A 16,165-nucleotide genomic window follows, 5' to 3' on the forward strand; every position below is an offset into this window, starting at 1 on the left:
CACGGCCTCCCCCCGTCAGCGGTGCCGCACGGGGGGAGGGACCGGGGGCTCAGGCCTCGATGACGACCGGGACGATCATGGGCTTGCGGCGCAGCCGGCGGCTGACCCAGGAGCCGATGGTGCGGCGCACCACCTGCTGGAGCTGCTGGGTGGTGTGGTTCTTGCCCGAGTGGTTGATGGCGTCCTCGAGCGCGGCGGTGATCCTCGGCTTGATCTCGTCGAACACGCTGTCGTCCTCGGCCACGCCGCGGGCGTGCACGTCCGGGCCTGTGACGACCTTGCCGGTGTCCCGGTTGACCACGGTGATGACGGAGATGAAGCCCTCCTCGGCCAGCACGAGCCGGTCCTTGAGGTCGGCGTCGGTGATCGTGCCCACGGAGGAGCCGTCCACGTAGACGTAGCCGCACTCGACCTGGCCGGTGATCCGCGCCTCGCCGTCGGCCATGTCCACCACGGTGCCGCCCTCGGCCAGGAGCACGTGGTCGGTGGGCACGCCGGTCTCCTCGGCGAGCTTGCCGTTGGCGATGAGGTGGCGGACCTCGCCGTGCACCGGCATGACGTAGCCGGGCTCCACGATGTTGTAGCAGTACAGCAGCTCGCCCGCGGCGGCGTGCCCGGAGACGTGCACCCTGGCGGTGCCCTTGTGGACCACGGTGGCGCCCAGCCGCATGAGCCCGTTGATGATCCGGAAGACCGAGTTCTCGTTGCCGGGGATGAGGGAGGACGCGAGGATCACGGTGTCGCCCTCGGTGAGCTGGACCTTGTGGTCGCCGTTGGCCATCCGGGACAGCGCGGCCATCGGCTCCCCCTGCGACCCGGTGCACATGATGACCAGCTCCGAGTCCGCGTGCTCGTCGATCCGCTTCTGGTCGATCAGGGTGTTCGGCGGGACCTCCAGGTAGCCCAGCTTCTCGGCGATGGTCATGTTGCGCACCATGGACCGGCCCATGAACGCGACCTTGCGCCCGTGCTCGGCGGCGGCGTCCAGCACCTGCTGCACGCGGTGGACGTGCGACGAGAAGGACGCCACGACCACGCGCTTCGGGGCGCGCCCGATCACGTCCGCGAGGACGGGGCCGATGTGCTTCTCCGTGGGGGTGAACCCGGGGACCTCGGCGTTGGTGGAGTCGGTGAGGAACAGGTCCACGCCCTCCTCCCCCAGCCGGGCGAAGTGGCGCAGGTCGGTGATCCGGCCGTCGAGCGGCAGCTGGTCCATCTTGAAGTCGCCCGTGTGCAGGACGGTGCCGGCCTTCGTGCGCAGGAACACCGCGAGGGCGTCCGGGATCGAGTGGTTGACGGCCACGAACTCGCACTCGAACTCGCCGAGCCGCTCGACCTGCCCCTCCCGCACCGCCATGGTGTAGGGCTTGATCCGGTGCTCCTGGAGCTTCGCCTCGATGAGCGCGAGCGTCAGCCGGGAGCCGATCACGGGGATGTCGGGGCGGCGCTTCAGCAGGTACGGGACGGCGCCGATGTGGTCCTCGTGGCCGTGGGTCAGCACCACGGCCACGACGTCGTCGAGCCGGTCGACGATGTGGTTGAGGTCCGGGAGGATGAGGTCCACGCCCGGCTGGGTCTCCTCGGGGAAGAGCACGCCGCAGTCGACCACGAGCAGCTGCCCGTTGATCTCGAACACCGTCATGTTCCGTCCGACCTCGCCCAGCCCGCCCAGCGGGACGACGCGCAGGACGTCCTTGCCGAGGGCGGGGGGAGCCGCCAGGTCGGTGTGCCACTGGGTCATGGGACCCCTTTCGTCAGTCGATGGTCTCGAGGAGGGTGTCGGCGACGACCGAGCCCCGCAGGTCCGCGCGGATCAGGGCGGCCTCGGCCTCCGTGGGCGGGACGTGCGGGAGCCGCACGGTGTTGTGCGGCAGCCGGCCCTGCCACATGAGGATCGTCTTCGCCGCGACGGCGCCGGGGGCGCGGGTCATCGTGGCGCGGACGACGGGCTCGAGCTCGGCGTTGATCCGCCGGGCCGTGGCGAGGTCCTGGGCACGGACCGCGTCGACGAGCTCGCGGTACCGGGCGGTGGCCACGTGGGTGGTGACGCCGATGAGCCCGGCGGCGCCGATGGCCATCCAGGGCAGGGTCAGGCCGTCGTCGCCCGAGTAGTAGAGCAGGTCGGTCTCGGCCAGCACCCGGGTCGCGGCGACCAGGTCCGCCTTGGCGTCCTTGACGGCCACGATGTTGGGGTGCCCGGCCAGGGAGATGAGGGTCTCGGTCGCGATCGGGATGCCGGCGCGGCCGGGGATGTCGTAGAGCATGATCGGCAGGTCCACGGAGTCCGCGAGGCTGCGGAAGTGGGCCTCGACACCGGCCTGGGAGGGCTTGTTGTAGTAGGGGGTGACGATGAGCAGCCCGTCCATGCCGAGCTTCTCGGCCGCGCGGGAGAGGTAGCGGGAGTGCTCGGTGTCGTTGGAGCCGGTGCCCGCGAGCAGCGGCACGCGGGAGCCGACGGCCTCCTTGACCGCGCGGAACACGGAGAGGTTCTCCTCGTCGGTCATGGTGGAGTACTCCCCCGTGGTGCCGCACACCACGAGGCCGTCGCAGCCGTCGTCGACGAGCTGGACGGCCATGGCCGCGGTGGCGTCCAGGTCCACGGACCCGTCCGCGGCGAAGACGGTGATCATCGCGGTGAGCAGCGTCCCGAACAGGGGCTCGGACCGGGTCGCGGGGAGGTCGGCGGCGGAGGGCGAGGCGTTGGCAGTCATGGGTGCCAGGTTACCGCCTCCGCGGCGGGGGCACCGGCGGGCGGGCGGCGGGGGCTCGCCACCACGGTCAGGCCCGGCCCTCGCCCGGGGGGTCGGCGGGCTCCACGTTGCGGGGGGTGCGCCCGCGGGAGAGGGCCACGGCGTCGCGCATCGCGGAGCGGGCGCGGGTCCGGTCCCCGGCGGCCGCGTAGGCCAGGGAGAGCCGGTACCAGTTGCGCCAGTCGCCCGGGTCCGCCTCGGTCTGCGCCCGGACGGCCCCGAAGCGCTCGTCGGCGGCCTCGCGCACGATGCGCCCGCCGGGGGTGCGCGGGAGGTCGTCGGGCGGCAGCCCGCCCTCCTCGTGCAGCGTCCGGCCGAGCTGCTCGGTCCGGACCCCGAACAGGATCTCGCGCACGAGCGCCCACACGCCCACGGCCGGGAGCACCAGCATGGCGACGCCGAAGGCCTTGGCGATCCAGCCGTCCGTGCCCAGCAGCAGCACCGCGCGGTGCAGGCTCAGGCCCAGGTAGACGACGAGCAGCGTCACCATGGCCGCGGCGAGCATCTTCGCCTTGCTCGTGGACTCCAGGAGCGTGAAGACGCCCGCGAAGACGAGCACGGCGAGGATCCACAGCTTCGAGCCGCCGGGGACGGGCAGCAGCCACAGGGTCAGCAGGGCCGCCGCGAGCAGGCCCCAGATCCAGGCCCGGATGGAGTCCATCGGCGCTACAGCCCCAGGTCGAGGTAGCCCTCGAGCCCGTGCGTGAGCCCCTGGTGGGAGCCCACCTCCCGGACGCCGAGCACCACGCCGGTCATGAAGGAGATCCGGTCGAAGGAGTCGTGCCGGATGGTGAGCTGCTCGCCGACGCCGCCCAGCAGCGTCTCCTGGTGGGCGACGAGCCCGCGCAGGCGCACGGAGTGCACCCGGACGTCCTCCACGAGCGCGCCGCGGGCCCCGCCCGGGTCCTGCTCCGTGGCGTCCGGCGACGGCGCGACCCCCGCGGCCCGCCGTGCCTGCCCGACGAGGGCGGCGGTGCGGGCTGCGGTGCCCGAGGGGGCGTCCACCTTGTCCGGGTGGTGCAGCTCGACGATCTCGACGGACTCGAAGAACCGGGCGGCCTGCGCGGAGAAGCGCATGGCCAGCACCGCGCCCACCGAGAAGTTGGGGGCGACGAGCACTCCCACCCCGGGGTGCTCGGCCAGCAGCGCCTCGAGCCGGTCCAGCCGCTCGGCGTCCCAGCCGGTGGTGCCCACGACGCAGTGCATGCCGTGCTGCACGGCGAAGCGGACGTTGGCCTCCGTGGCGGAGGGGACCGTGAGGTCGACCACGACCTCCGCGCCGGCGGCGACCAGGGCCTGGAGGGAGTCCTCCCGGCCGAGCTCGGCGACGAGCTGGAGGCCCTCGGTGCGGCGCACCGCCTGCACGGCCTCGCTGCCCATCCGCCCGCGCGCGCCGAGCACGGCGACGCGCAGCTCGGCGGGGGCGGACGGCGGGGCGTCGGTGGTCACGGGGGCGGTGCGCTCGGTCATGGCTCCAACTCTAGGTCACGGGAGGGGCGGCGCCGCCGCCGGCTCCCGGCGGCGGCGTGCGGTCAGCGGCGGGTGGGCGCCACGATGGTGGTCACGACCGGGCCCTCGGCGAGCCACCCCGCGAGCTCCCGGACCTGCTCCGGGGTCACGGAGCGGACCCGGTCCAGGGACTCGTCGATGTCGAGGAACTCCCCGGACTTCAGCTCCGCGGAGCCCAGCCGGGACATCCGGGACCCGGTGTCCTCGAGGGCGAGCACGGTGCCCCCGCCCAGCTGGCCCACGACCTTGCGCAGCTCGTCCGCCCCGATGCCGTCCCGGGCGAGCGTCTCCAGCTCGCCGGCCATGAGCGCCAGGACCTCGTCGGTGCGCGCGGGCAGGCACCCGGCGTACATCCCGAAGTAGCCGGCGTCCGAGTAGGCGCCCGAGAAGGAGAACGTGCTGTAGGCCAGGCCGCGCTTCTCGCGGATCTCCTGGAACAGGCGGGAGGACATCCCGCCGCCCAGGGCCGCGTTGAGCACGGTCATCGCGAAGCGGCGGTCGTCCCCGGCCACGAGCCCGGGCCGGCCGACGACCACGTTGGTCTGCTCCACGGGCCGCTCCAGGAAGTGCTCGCCCCAGTCCGGCTCCAGGGGCGCGGGGGTGCGCTCGCGCCGCGGGAGGGGGGCCGCCGGGGCGGCCGGGTCCCAGCCCGCGCGCTCGAGGGCCTCGGCGACGAGGGCGACGACGACGTCGTGCTCGAGGCCGCCGGCGGCCGTGACCACGAGGCCCTCGGGCCGGTAGTGGCGGCGGTAGTGCTCGACCACCGCGTCACGGGGCACCGCGAGGATCTCCTCGGGGGTCCCGCCGATGGGCCGGCCGAGGGGGTGGGCCCCCAGCACCCGCTGGGTGAACTCCTCGAAGGCGACGTCCTCGGGGTCGTCCTTGTCCATCGCGAGCTCCTCGAGGATGACCCCCCGCTCCCGCTCGAGCTCGTCCGGGTCCAGGGCGGCCGACGTCACCATGTCGGTGATGACGTCGATCGACATCGGCAGGTCCTCGGCCAGGACCCGCGCGTAGTAGCACGTGTGCTCCTTGGCCGTGGCGGCGTTGGACTCCCCGCCCACCTCGTCGAACGCCTCCGCGATCTGCAGCGCCGAGCGTCGCTCGGTGCCCTTGAACAGCAGGTGCTCGAGGAAGTGCGTGGAGCCCAGGCGGCCGGGCTGCTCGTCGCGGGAGCCGACGCCGACCCAGAAGCCGACCGTCACGGCCCGCTGGGCGGGCATCCGCTCGGTGACCACCCGGGTGCCGCACGGCAGGACCGTGCGACGGACCACGTTGCCGCCGGCGCCCTCGTGGAGGGTGTGGCTGAACCCCGCGGCGGCCGTGGTCAGGGCCGCGGCCGCGGCGGAGGGGGAACTGCGGGGAACCGCCGAGAGGCGGGCGTCCGGGCCGGGGGTGCTCCCCGGGCCGCGGTCGCCCGCCTCCAGCGGCAGATCGACTGCCGTCATCCAGCTGTGCTGCTTTCTGTGCTCGTGCGGTGCTGTGCGCGGGACGGGCCCGGCTCAGGCCTCGGTGGCGTCGTCGTCCTCGGTGGGTACGTTGGGCTCCTCGGCGACCACGGGGGCCAGGGACAGCTTGCCGCGGTCGTCGACCTTCGTGATCTCCACCTGGACCTTCTGGCCCACGCCGAGGACGTCCTCGACGTCGGTGACGCGCTTGCCCTCGTTGAGCTTGCGCAGCTCCGAGATGTGCAGCAGGCCGTCCTTGCCCGGGGTGAGGGAGACGAAGGCGCCGAAGGTCGTGGTCTTGACCACGGTGCCCAGGTAGCGCTCGCCGACCTCCGGGACCTGCGGGTTGGCGATCGCGTTGATCGCCGCGCGGGCCGCCTCGGCCGAGGGGCCGTCGGTGGCGCCGATGTAGACGGTGCCGTCGTCCTCGATCGAGATGTCGGTGCCGGTGTCCTCCTGGATCTGGTTGATCATCTTGCCCTTGGGGCCGATGACCTCGCCGATCTTGGAGACGGGGACGGTCACGGAGATCACGCGCGGGGCGAACTCGCTCATCTCGTCCGGCTGGTCGATGGCCGCGTTCAGCACGCCGAGGATGTGCAGCCGGGCCTCGCGGGCCTGGGTCAGCGCGGCGTCCAGCACCGAGGAGGGGATTCCGTCGAGCTTGGTGTCGAGCTGGATCGCGGTCACGAACTCGGAGGTGCCCGCCACCTTGAAGTCCATGTCGCCCAGCGCGTCCTCGGCGCCCAGGATGTCGGTCAGCGCGGCGTAGCGGGTCTCCCCGTCCACCTCGTCCGAGACCAGGCCCATGGCGATGCCGGCCACCGGCGCGCGCAGGGGCACGCCGGCGTTGAGCAGCGACAGGGTGGAGGCGCAGACGGAGCCCATCGACGTGGAGCCGTTGGAGCCCAGCGCCTCGGAGACCTGGCGGATGGCGTAGGGGAACTCCTCGCGGGAGGGCAGCACCGGGGTGATGGCCCGCTCGGCCAGTGCCCCGTGGCCGATCTCGCGGCGCTTCGGGGAGCCCACGCGGCCGGTCTCGCCGGTGGAGTACGGCGGGAAGTTGTAGTGGTGCACGTAGCGCTTGTGCTTGACGGGGGACAGCGAGTCGATCTGCTGCTCCATCTTGAGCATGTTCAGCGTGGTCACGCCCATGATCTGGGTCTCGCCGCGCTCGAAGATCGCGGAGCCGTGCACGCGGGGCAGGACCTCGACCTCGGCGGTGAGCTGGCGGATGTCCGTCAGGCCGCGGCCGTCGATGCGGACCTGCTCGGTGAGGATGCGCTGGCGCACGGTCTGCTTGGTGAGCGCCTGGTAGGCGCCGTTGACCTCGTCCTTGCGGTCGGCGAAGGGCCCGTCCTCGCCGGCGAGCTCGGCCAGGGTCGCCTGGTGCAGCGCGTCGGTCGCGGTCTCGCGCTCCTGCTTGTCGGCGATCGAGTACACCTCGGCGAGCCGGGTGCCGACGGAGGCCGCGACGGCCTCCTTGACGTCGTCGCCGAAGCCGCCGAAGCGGGGCAGGTCCATGTCGGGCTTGCCGGCGCGGGCCTTGAGGTCGGCCTGGGCGTCGCACAGGGCCTTGATGGCGGGCTTGGCGGCCTCGAGGCCCTGGGCCACGAGCTCCTCGGTGGGGGCCACGGCGCCGTTGTTCTTGATCAGGTTCCAGGAGTTGTCGGTGGCCTCGGCCTCGACCATCATGATCGCGACGTCCTCGGAGCCGTCCTTGCCGGTCACGACGCGGCCGGCCACGGCCATGTCGAACACGGCGTTCTCGAGCTGCGAGTGCTTCGGGAAGGCCACCCACTGGTGCTGGCCGTTCTCGCCGGCCATGAGCGCCACGCGCACGCCGCCCACGGGACCCTGGAAGGGCATCCCGGACAGGGTCGTGGCCATGGACGCGGCGTTGATCGCGACGGTGTTGTAGATCTCGTCCGGGTTCATGGACAGGATCGTGACGACGACCTGCACCTCGTTGCGGATGCCCTTGCCGAAGGCGGGGCGCAGCGGGCGGTCGATGAGCCGGCAGGTGAGGATCGCGTCCGTGGAGGGGCGGCCCTCGCGGCGGAAGAACGAGCCCGGGATGCGCCCGGCCGCGTACATCCGCTCCTCGACGTCGACCGTCAGGGGGAAGAAGTCGAAGCCCTGGCGGGGGGACTTGCCCACCGTGGTGGCGGCGAGCATGGTGGTGTCCTCGTCGATGGAGACGAGGGTGGAGCCGGCGGCCTGCTTGGCGAGGCGGCCGGTCTCGAAGCGCACGACGCGCTTTCCGTAGGAGCCGTTGTCGATGACGGCTTCGGCGTACTGGATCTCGGGACCCTCCAAGGGTCACCTCCGTTTCGTGTCGGCGGGACCGTCCGCGCGTCACCCGGTCTTCGATCGAGATCCACGGAAGGTCCGGGGCCGCGGGGGCCGTCCGGTGTCCGGAGATCACTACCGAGGACCGCGAATGATCGGCGCGGTGGCCCCGTCTGGTGTTCGATGGTGCTGTCTCTGGTGGTGCGGGGGTCCGCCCGGCTGCTGTGCCGTGCGGGCCCGGTGCTCGGCGGCGTCCTCCCGTTGCCGGGCGGACGCCGCCGGGTGCCGACTAGCGGCGCAGGCCGAGCCGCTCGATGAGCGTGCGGTAGCGCGTGATGTCGGTGTCGCGCAGGTAGGTCAGCATGCGGCGACGGCGACCGACCAGGGCCATCAGGCCGCGGCGGGTGTGGTGGTCGTGCTTGTGCTGCTTCAGGTGCTCCGTCAGATCGGCGATCCGGCGGGTCAGGACCGCGATCTGCACCTCGGGCGAACCGGTGTCGCCCTCGTGGGTGGCGAAGTCCTTGATGATCTCCTGCTTGATGGCGGCGTCGAGTGCCACGTGTAACTCCGTTCGAGTCAGTACCGTGCGGCCCGGACGACGGGCTCGTCGCCGGGTCCCGGGACTCCCCCGGGGGTCCGACAACCACGGACTGCAGTCGGACCGCCGTCCAGTCTAGCGGACCCGGGCGCGCCGCCCCACCCCCGGGCGGCGCGGCGCGCTGCGCTGGGCCTCCCCCGGCCGGTGGGCCAAGATGGGAGGGACACGACGGCGGGGTCCCGGCGCACGGCCCGTCCGGGCCGGCCAGGACCGGGCCGGCAGCACGTGGACGAGCAGGACGAGACGAGCAGGAGCAGCGCGTGAGCAAGGACGAGAAGGACGGGCGGGGCCCGGCGGTCGCCGACCGCACGCACACGATGCGGGACGGCCGGCGCATTCCCGCGATCGGGCTGGGCACCTACCCGATGGACGACGCCGGGGCCGAGGCCGACGTCGCCGAGGCCCTCATGCTGGGCTACCGGATGGTCGACACCGCGGTGAACTACGGCAACGAGACGGGCGTGGGGCGCGCGATCGCGGCGGCCGGCGTGCCGCGCGACGAGCTGTTCCTCACCACCAAGCTGCCGGGCCGGGACCACGGCACGGACTCCGTGCGCCGCTCGCTCGAGGGCTCCCTGCGGCGGCTGGGCACCGACCACGTGGACCTGTACCTCATCCACTGGCCGAACCCGTCGGTCGGCCGGTACGTCGAGACGTGGCGGACGATGCTGGAGCTGCGGCAGGAGGGGCTCGTCCGCTCGGTGGGGGTGTCCAACTTCACGCCCGCCCACATCCGGCGCCTGGTCGAGGAGACCGGCGAGACGCCGGCCGTCAACCAGGTGGAGCTGCACCCGCAGTACCAGCAGGAGCGGCTGCGGGAGTTCCACGCGGAGCACCGCATCATCACCCAGGCCTGGTCCCCGCTGGGCCGCAAGACCGATCTGCTCCAGCACGAGTGGATCGCGCGGATCGCCCGGCGCACCGGCCGCACCCCGGCCCAGGTCGTCCTCCGCTGGCACCTGCAGTCGCACACCGTGCCGATCCCGAAGAGCTCCGACCCCCGGCGCATGGCCGAGAACCTCGACGTCTTCGACTGGGAGCTGGACGAGGAGCAGATGCACCGGATGCAGATGCTGCACACGGGGATCAGCGGGTCGGGGTTCGACCCGAACGAGCACGAGGAGATGTAGGGGCCCGGCCGGCCGCCGGGGCTCAGGCCTCGGCGGCCAGGATGCCGCGGGTGCGCTCGACGTCGTCGTCCATCTGGGCCACGAGCTTGTCGACGCCCTCGTAGGCGACCATCCCGCGCAGCCGGGCGACGAACTCCACGACCACCTCCTGGCCGTAGAGGTCGAAGTCCTCGACCCGCTCCTCGGGGCGGTCGATGACGTGCGCCTCGACCTGCCGGGGCACGTTCTCGAACGTCGGGTTGGACCCCACGGAGATCGCGGTGGGCCAGCGGGTGCCGTGGGCGTCGAGCAGCCACCCGGCGTACACCCCGTCCGCGGGGACGAACCCGGCCGCGTCCGGGGACAGGTTGGCCGTGGGATAGCCGAGCTCCCGCCCGCGGGCGGCCCCGTGCACCACCTCCCCGCGCATCCGGTGGTGGCGCCCGAGCAGCCGGGCGGCCGCGCGCACGTCCCCCGCCTGCAGGCAGGCGCGGATCCACGTGGAGGAGCAGCGCCGCTCCCCCGCCGCGGTCACGGCCGGGGCGTGCTCCGGGTGCTGCTCATGCAGGGGGTCGAGCAGGTCGTCGACCACGCGGACCTCGAACCCGTGGCGCTGCCCCAGCTCCCGGAGCGTGTCGATGTTGCCGGTGTTGTCCTTGCCCAGGCGGGTGTCCTCGCCCACCACGAGGCAGCGCGCGCCGAGCGGACCCACCAGGGTGCCCAGCACGAACTGCTCGGTGGACTGGGCCGCGAACTCCAGGCTGTACTCCAGCACGAGGGCGGCGTCCGCGCCGGTTCGCTCGAGGGCGTCCAGCTTGTCCTCGGTGCCCATGATCAGTCCCGGGTGGCTGCCGGGGCGGTGCACCTGCGCGGGGTGCGGGTCGAACGTCACGACCACCGAGGCCCAGCCCAGCTCGCGGGCGGAGTCGACGAGCTGGGACAGCACCCGCTGGTGGCCCCGGTGGACACCGTCGAAATTGCCGATGGTGACGACCGACGGGCCGAAGCCCGGGGGGACGTCAGAGAGATCTCGCCAGCGGAACACGCTTCTCCTCGCAGGAACGGAACAGGCAGGTCAGGGTCGGGGCGGCACGGGCCGGTGCGGGCCGCCGGGCTCCTCCGCGGGGGCGGCGGCCGGGGACGGCGGACCGTCCCACGGGGCCTGCGGGGAGCGTGGGTCCTCCGCGCCGAGGGTCAGGATCCAGGCGTCCACCGAGGCGCCGCGCTGCTCCATGAACCCGTCGATCCGCACCGGGGAGCGGAAGCCGAGCCTCCAGGCGAGCTTGCGGCTGGCCCAGTTGGGGACCTTCGCCATCCAGTAAGCATAGGTGAGGCCCAGGCGCCCGAAGGCGTGCTCGAGCAGCAGCCGGCAGGCGGCCTCGGCGGCGCCGGTGCCGCGGGCGTGGGGGCCGAAGTTGAGCCCGATGTCCGCCGTGGTCCCGCGCAGGGCGTTGAGCCCCACGGTCCCGTGCAGCCGGTCGGTCCGGGCGTCGGCGACCGCCCAGTTGTACTCGCGGCCGGCGCGCCAGGCGGCGGGGACGAACTCCTCGACGTACCAGCGCGCATCAGCCTCCGTGTAGCCCAGGGGCACGGTGGTGAACTCCGCGGCCGCGGGGTCCGCGCAGTTGCGGGCCAGCTGCGGGACGTCGCGCTCCTCGAGCCGGCGCAGCACCACGGTGCCGTCGGTGAGGACGGGGACGTCGTAGTCCTCGGCGCCGTCGGGGCGTACGGGCATCGGCGGGGGTCCTTTCGGGAGGCGTGCGGCACGGGGCGCTCCGGCCCGCGACCGAGCCTACCCGGTGCGTGCCGGTGCGCCGCGCGGGACGGACGGGCGCTCAGGCGGGTGCCCGCCCGCCCCGGGGCCGGGACCGGCGGAGCCAGGCGAGGCCGACCACCGGCAGCACGAGCGGGACGTAGCCGTAGTCCTGCCCGAAGTGGGACCACACGCTCGCCTCGGGGAACAGTTCCGGGACGAGCACCGAGAGCAGGCCCACGCCGAGCACGCCCAGCAGCTCCACGGCCACGGCGGCCGTGGCCAGCCGGTGCCAGCGGGGGCCGGGCCGGGCGAGGGCCACGGTGGCCACCACGTAGACGGCCGCGGCGAACGCGGAGAGCAGGTACGGCAGCGGCGCGGCCTGGAAGTCCGTCGCGATCTGGTAGAGCGAGCGGACACCGGCGGAGAGGGAGAAGACCGCGTAGACCACGACGACCAGCCGGCCGAAGCCCGAGGACTTGCGGTCGCCGCGCGCCGGGGCGGCGCGGGGCCCGAAGCGCCGCTGCAGCCGGGTGGGGCCGTCCTGCGGGCGGTCGTGCGTCATCGGGGCCTCTCCTGCGGGGTCGTGATGGGCCGGGAACCGGTCCGGGGTCCGGGGCTCACTGGTAGTACCAGATGTAGTTCATGCGGTAGACCATGATGGCCACCACCGGCCCCGCGGCCGCGAGCACCCAGTTGGACCAGCTCGAGCGCTCCACGAGGGACCACACGAAGGTTCCCGCCGGGATGAGCAGGGCGGTCAGCAGGTAGCCCCAGTACTCGAGGGCCGATCCGGTGGGCCCGGGCCCCCGCACGTGCATGACGACCGTGCCCACGGCGTAGACGAGCAGGAACGCCTCGAGCAGCAGCACGGAGCCCTGGGTCCAGTCGTCGGGCCGCCGCCCGCGTGCGGCCTGCACGGCGCACACCAGGAAGGAGAGGGCGCCCAGCAGGACCGCGGCCCAGAACCAGCCGTCGTAGCCCCACAGCATCAGCGCTCCTCCCGGGGGGTCCCGGGCGGCCCGGGGAACCGCTCCCCGGGCAGGAAGACGAGCACGGGCTTGGCGGTGCGCTCGCCGCGGTGGCCGCGGTCGGACAGCAGGGCCACGAGACGCCCGTCGGGGGCGAAGCCGGCGGTCACGGCGTCCTGGTCCGGCGGGGTCCCGCCGTGGCCAGGGCCGCTGTCGGCGGCGCTGGGACCGATCCGGCGGCCGTGGGCGACGTCCTGGGCCTCGGCGGCGGTCAGCCGGCGGACGGGGAACAGTCCGGCGGCGGCCTCCTCCAGGCTCGTCACGGGCAGCGGGCGGCCGGCGGCCACCTCCGCGGCGAGCTCCTCCAGGGTGGATGCGTCCTCGAGGGTCCACGCGCCCACCCGGGTGCGGCGCAGCGCGGTCAGGTGGCCGCCCACCCCGAGGTCGGCGCCGAGGTCCCGGGCCAGGGCCCGTACGTAGGTGCCCGAGCTGCAGGTCACGGTGACGTCGACGTCGAGGACCTCCCGCCCGGCGTCGTCGGCGGTGCGCACGAGCCGGTGCACGGCGAACTCGGAGACGGTGACGGGGCGCGCGGCGAGCTCCACGTCCTGCCCGGCGCGGACCTGGGCGTAGGCGCGGCGGCCCTCGACCTTGATCGCGCTGACCTTCGCGGGGACCTGCTGGATGTCCCCGGTGAGCCGGGCGACGCCGGCCGCCACCGCGTCCTCGTCCACCGCCGCCACGGCCCCGGGGGCGGCGACGTCGACGACCTCCCCCTCGGCGTCGTCGGTCACGGTGGTCAGGCCGAGCCGGATCGTCGCGGCGTACGTCTTGTCCCGGCCCACCACCCAGGTCAGGAGGCGGGTGGCCCGGTCGACGCCGAGCACCAGCACGCCCGTGGCCATGGGGTCCAGGGTGCCGGCGTGGCCCACCTTGCGGGTGCCCGCGAGGCGGCGGGCGCGGGCGACGACGTCGTGGCTGGTCCAGCCGGCGGGCTTGTCCACGACCACGAGCCCGGACGGCGTCGGCAGGGACGGGTCCGGACTCGGGACGTCAGGCTTCGTGCGGGTCACTTCCCCGGTGCCCCCGCCTGCTCAGCGGTCCCGGGAGGACTCGTCGTCCTCCTCGGCCGGCTTCCGGTAGGGGTCCTCGCCGGCGGCCCAGCTGGCCCCGGCGGCCTGGGCGGCAACCTCGGCGTCCTTCTCCTTGGCCGCGCGCAGCACCTCCTCGAGGTGGGAGGCGTTGACCGGGATCTCGTCCGGGACGAAGGTCAGGGTGGGCGTCAGGCGGGCCGTGATGTTCCGTCCCACCTCGCTGCGCAGGACGCCCTTGGCGGACTCGAGGGCCGCCCGGGTGTTCTGCTGCTCCTCCGCGGTGCCGAACACCGTGTAGTACAGGGTGGCGTGCTGGAGGTCGTTGGTGACGCGGGCGTCCGTGATGGTCACGAAGCCCAGCCGGGGGTCCTTGACCCGGCGCTCGAGCGCCTGGGCCACGACGACCTTGATCCGGTCGGCGAGTCGGGCGGCGCGTGCTGCGTCAGCCATGGTGGATGCTCCTCGGGTCGGGGCGGTGCGGTGCTCGGCGCGGTGCTGGCGACGAGGCGGGGAACGGTGCTGGAACGGGGGCGGCGGCACGGGCGGGCGCTGGGCCCGCCCGTGCCGCCGCGGGTGTCCCGCGCGCGGGGCGCGGGACTCGGGACGGGTCAGGCGCGCGGCTTCTCGCGCATCTCCCACGTCTCGATGAGGTCGCCCTCGTGGATGTCGTTGAAGGAGCCGAGCCCGATACCGCACTCGTAGCCCTCGCGGACCTCGGTCGCGTCGTCCTTGAACCGGCGCAGCGAGTCGATGGTGAGGTTGTCCGCCACGACGCTGCCGTCCCGGACGAGCCGGGCCTTGGAGTTGCGTCGGATGGTGCCCTTGGTGATGTAGGCACCGGCGATGTTGCCCCACTTGGAGGAGCGGTACACCTCGCGGATCTCGGCGGTGCCGAGCTCCACCTCCTCGTACTCCGGCTTGAGCATGCCCTTGAGCGCGCTCTCGACCTCGTCGATGGCGTTGTAGATCACCGAGTAGAACTTCATCTCGACGCCCTCGCGGTCGGCCAGCTCCGTCACGCGCTCGGCGGGACGGACGTTGAAGCCGATGATGATCGCGTTGTCCACGGTCGCCAGGTTGACGTCGTTCTGGGTGATCGCGCCGACGCCGCGGTGGATGACCCGCAGCTGGACCTCCTCGCCCACGTCGATCTTGAGCAGCGAGTCCTCGAGCGCCTCCACGGCACCGGACACGTCGCCCTTGATGATGAGGTTGAGCGTGTCGATCTTGCCGGCGGCCACGGCCTCGTCGAAGGACTCGAGCGTGATCCGCTTGCGGCGCTTGGCGAGCAGGGCGTTGCGGTCCGCCGCCTGGCGCTTCTCGGCGATCTGGCGTGCGGTGCGCTCCTCCGGGGTGGAGAGGAACGTGTCGCCCGCCCGGGGCACCGAGTCGAGGCCCAGCACCTGCACGGGACGCGAGGGCCCCGCCTCCTCGACGGACTGCCCGTTCTCGTCGAACATGGCGCGCACCCGGCCGTACGCGGCACCGGCGACGATCGCGTCGCCGACGTGCAGCGTGCCGGACTGGACGAGCACGGTCGAGACCGCACCGCGGCCCTTGTCCAGGTTCGCCTCGATGGCCACGCCGCGGGCGTCCTTGTTCGGGTTCGCCGAGAGCTCGAGCGCGCCGTCCGCGGTCAGCACGATCGCGTCCAGCAGGTCGTCGATGTTGAGGTTCTGGCGCGCGGAGACGTCGACGAACATGGTGTCGCCGCCGTACTCCTCGGGGACCAGGCCGTACTCGGTGAGCTGGCCGCGGATCTTCTCCGGGTTCGCGTCGGGCTTGTCGATCTTGTTCACCGCGACCACGATCGGCACGCCGGCGGCCTGGGCGTGGTTGAGCGCCTCGACCGTCTGCGGCATGACGCCGTCGTCCGCGGCGACCACGAGCACGGCGATGTCCGTCACCTGGGCACCACGGGCACGCATGGCGGTGAACGCCTCGTGGCCCGGGGTGTCGATGAACGTGATCTGCCGCTCCTGGCCGTCGACCTCGGTGTCGATCTGGTAGGCGCCGATGTGCTGGGTGATGCCACCGGCCTCCCCCTCGATCACCTTCGTGTTGCGGATCGCGTCGAGCAGGCGGGTCTTGCCGTGGTCGACGTGGCCCATGACGGTGACGACCGGCGGGCGCGCCTCCAGGACGTCCTCGCCCTCGGCCGCGGCCTCGGCCTCCAGGTCGATGTCGAAGGACTCGAAGAGCTCGCGCTCCTCGTCCTCCGGGGAGACGACCTGGATCCGGTACCCGAGCTCCGCGCCCAGCAGCTGGAAGGTCTCCTCGTCGAGGGACTGCGTCTGCGTGGCCATCTCGCCGAGGTGGATGAGCACCGTGACGAGGGAGGCCGGGTTCGCGTTGATCTTCTCGGCGAAGTCCGTGAGGGACGCGCCGCGCCGCAGGCGGACGACCGTGGTGCCGTCGCCGTGGGGCACGGAGACGCCGCCGACGGACGGGGCCTTCATCTGCTCGAGCTCCTGGCGCTTCGCCCGCTTCGACTTGCGCTGCTTGCCGCGGGCACCGCCGCGCCCGAAGGCGCCCTGGGTGCCGCCGCGGCCGCCGCGGCCGGGGCCGCCGCCGGGACGGGAGAACCCGCCCCCGCCGCCGCCGGGACTGCCGCGGCGGGGACCTGCGCCGCCGCCGGCCG

At 73.3% G+C, this 16,165-nt stretch carries 15 protein-coding genes; 1 reads left to right on the forward strand and 14 read right to left on the reverse strand.

Annotation, left to right across the window (positions count from 1 at the left end; translation table 11 throughout):
- Positions 1–49: 49 nt before the first annotated feature.
- The 7 genes from CRM73_RS07585 to rpsO form a co-directional block, all read right to left on the reverse strand.
- On the reverse strand, positions 50–1,741 hold the full coding sequence (locus CRM73_RS07585) for a ribonuclease J (protein WP_017832917.1): 1,692 nt from the start codon (positions 1,739–1,741) through the stop codon (positions 50–52).
- A gap of 13 nt (positions 1,742–1,754) precedes the next feature.
- Positions 1,755–2,711, reverse strand: a complete 957-nt coding sequence (dapA, locus tag CRM73_RS07590; RefSeq protein WP_109243414.1) for a 4-hydroxy-tetrahydrodipicolinate synthase — start codon at positions 2,709–2,711, stop codon at positions 1,755–1,757.
- 67 nt (positions 2,712–2,778) lie between these two features.
- Positions 2,779–3,411, reverse strand: a complete 633-nt coding sequence (locus CRM73_RS07595; protein ID WP_193365121.1) for a hypothetical protein — start codon at positions 3,409–3,411, stop codon at positions 2,779–2,781.
- A 5-nt stretch (positions 3,412–3,416) separates the two neighbouring features.
- On the reverse strand, positions 3,417–4,220 hold the full coding sequence (dapB, locus tag CRM73_RS07600) for a 4-hydroxy-tetrahydrodipicolinate reductase (RefSeq protein WP_017832920.1): 804 nt from the start codon (positions 4,218–4,220) through the stop codon (positions 3,417–3,419).
- A 62-nt stretch (positions 4,221–4,282) separates the two neighbouring features.
- Positions 4,283–5,707 carry a pitrilysin family protein gene (locus CRM73_RS07605; RefSeq protein WP_017832921.1) on the reverse strand — a complete coding sequence of 475 codons (1,425 nt, stop codon included), beginning with the start codon at positions 5,705–5,707 and terminating at the stop codon, positions 4,283–4,285.
- Between the two features lie 54 nt (positions 5,708–5,761).
- Positions 5,762–8,026, reverse strand: coding sequence for a polyribonucleotide nucleotidyltransferase (locus tag CRM73_RS07610; RefSeq protein ID WP_017832922.1), 2,265 nt, complete (start codon positions 8,024–8,026; stop codon positions 5,762–5,764).
- A 262-nt stretch (positions 8,027–8,288) separates the two neighbouring features.
- Positions 8,289–8,558: a 30S ribosomal protein S15 gene (rpsO, locus tag CRM73_RS07615; protein ID WP_017832923.1), complete on the reverse strand. Its 270-nt coding sequence runs from the start codon at positions 8,556–8,558 to the stop codon at positions 8,289–8,291.
- A gap of 299 nt (positions 8,559–8,857) precedes the next feature.
- Between rpsO and CRM73_RS07620 the strand changes: the two genes are divergently transcribed.
- A complete protein-coding gene (locus tag CRM73_RS07620) occupies positions 8,858–9,727 on the forward strand; it encodes an aldo/keto reductase (protein ID WP_017832924.1) in 870 nt (289 codons plus the stop codon).
- A gap of 22 nt (positions 9,728–9,749) precedes the next feature.
- Here CRM73_RS07620 and CRM73_RS07625 read toward each other — a convergent pair whose 3' ends face one another.
- The 7 genes from CRM73_RS07625 to infB all read right to left on the reverse strand — a co-directional run.
- On the reverse strand, positions 9,750–10,751 hold the full coding sequence (locus tag CRM73_RS07625; protein ID WP_017832925.1) for a bifunctional riboflavin kinase/FAD synthetase: 1,002 nt from the start codon (positions 10,749–10,751) through the stop codon (positions 9,750–9,752).
- A 30-nt stretch (positions 10,752–10,781) separates the two neighbouring features.
- Complete coding sequence (locus CRM73_RS07630; RefSeq protein ID WP_035929697.1) at positions 10,782–11,441, reverse strand: GNAT family N-acetyltransferase; 660 nt, start codon at positions 11,439–11,441, stop codon at positions 10,782–10,784.
- Between the two features lie 100 nt (positions 11,442–11,541).
- Positions 11,542–12,024, reverse strand: a complete 483-nt coding sequence (locus CRM73_RS07635; protein WP_081994572.1) for a hypothetical protein — start codon at positions 12,022–12,024, stop codon at positions 11,542–11,544.
- 55 nt (positions 12,025–12,079) lie between these two features.
- A complete protein-coding gene (locus CRM73_RS07640; RefSeq protein ID WP_017832928.1) occupies positions 12,080–12,451 on the reverse strand; it encodes a hypothetical protein in 372 nt (123 codons plus the stop codon).
- The gene (gene truB, locus CRM73_RS07645; protein WP_229587280.1) at positions 12,451–13,503 is read right to left on the reverse strand and encodes a tRNA pseudouridine(55) synthase TruB; all 1,053 of its coding nucleotides are present in this window, start codon (positions 13,501–13,503) and stop codon (positions 12,451–12,453) included. Before truB ends, CRM73_RS07640 begins: the two co-directional genes overlap by 1 nt.
- A gap of 21 nt (positions 13,504–13,524) precedes the next feature.
- Positions 13,525–13,974: a 30S ribosome-binding factor RbfA gene (gene rbfA / locus CRM73_RS07650; RefSeq protein ID WP_017832930.1), complete on the reverse strand. Its 450-nt coding sequence runs from the start codon at positions 13,972–13,974 to the stop codon at positions 13,525–13,527.
- 158 nt (positions 13,975–14,132) lie between these two features.
- Positions 14,133–16,165, reverse strand: a 2,033-nt coding sequence (gene infB / locus CRM73_RS07655) for a translation initiation factor IF-2 (protein ID WP_229587281.1), incomplete at its 5' end; no start/stop codon positions are given.

It is taken from the genome of Kocuria sp. CCUG 69068 (assembly GCF_020833785.1).
Classification (GTDB): domain Bacteria; phylum Actinomycetota; class Actinomycetes; order Actinomycetales; family Micrococcaceae; genus Kocuria; species Kocuria rosea.

Coding starts and splice junctions, on each gene's coding strand:
- CRM73_RS07585 (WP_017832917.1), bottom strand. CDS start 1,741: ATGACCCAGTGGCACACCGACCTGGCGGCTCCCCCCGCCCTCGGCAAG.
- dapA (WP_109243414.1), bottom strand. CDS start 2,711: ATGACTGCCAACGCCTCGCCCTCCGCCGCCGACCTCCCCGCGACCCGG.
- CRM73_RS07595 (WP_193365121.1), bottom strand. CDS start 3,411: ATGGACTCCATCCGGGCCTGGATCTGGGGCCTGCTCGCGGCGGCCCTG.
- dapB (WP_017832920.1), bottom strand. CDS start 4,220: ATGACCGAGCGCACCGCCCCCGTGACCACCGACGCCCCGCCGTCCGCC.
- CRM73_RS07605 (WP_017832921.1), bottom strand. CDS start 5,707: ATGACGGCAGTCGATCTGCCGCTGGAGGCGGGCGACCGCGGCCCGGGG.
- CRM73_RS07630 (WP_035929697.1), bottom strand. CDS start 11,441: ATGCCCGTACGCCCCGACGGCGCCGAGGACTACGACGTCCCCGTCCTC.
- CRM73_RS07635 (WP_081994572.1), bottom strand. CDS start 12,024: ATGACGCACGACCGCCCGCAGGACGGCCCCACCCGGCTGCAGCGGCGC.
- CRM73_RS07640 (WP_017832928.1), bottom strand. CDS start 12,451: ATGCTGTGGGGCTACGACGGCTGGTTCTGGGCCGCGGTCCTGCTGGGC.
- rbfA (WP_017832930.1), bottom strand. CDS start 13,974: ATGGCTGACGCAGCACGCGCCGCCCGACTCGCCGACCGGATCAAGGTC.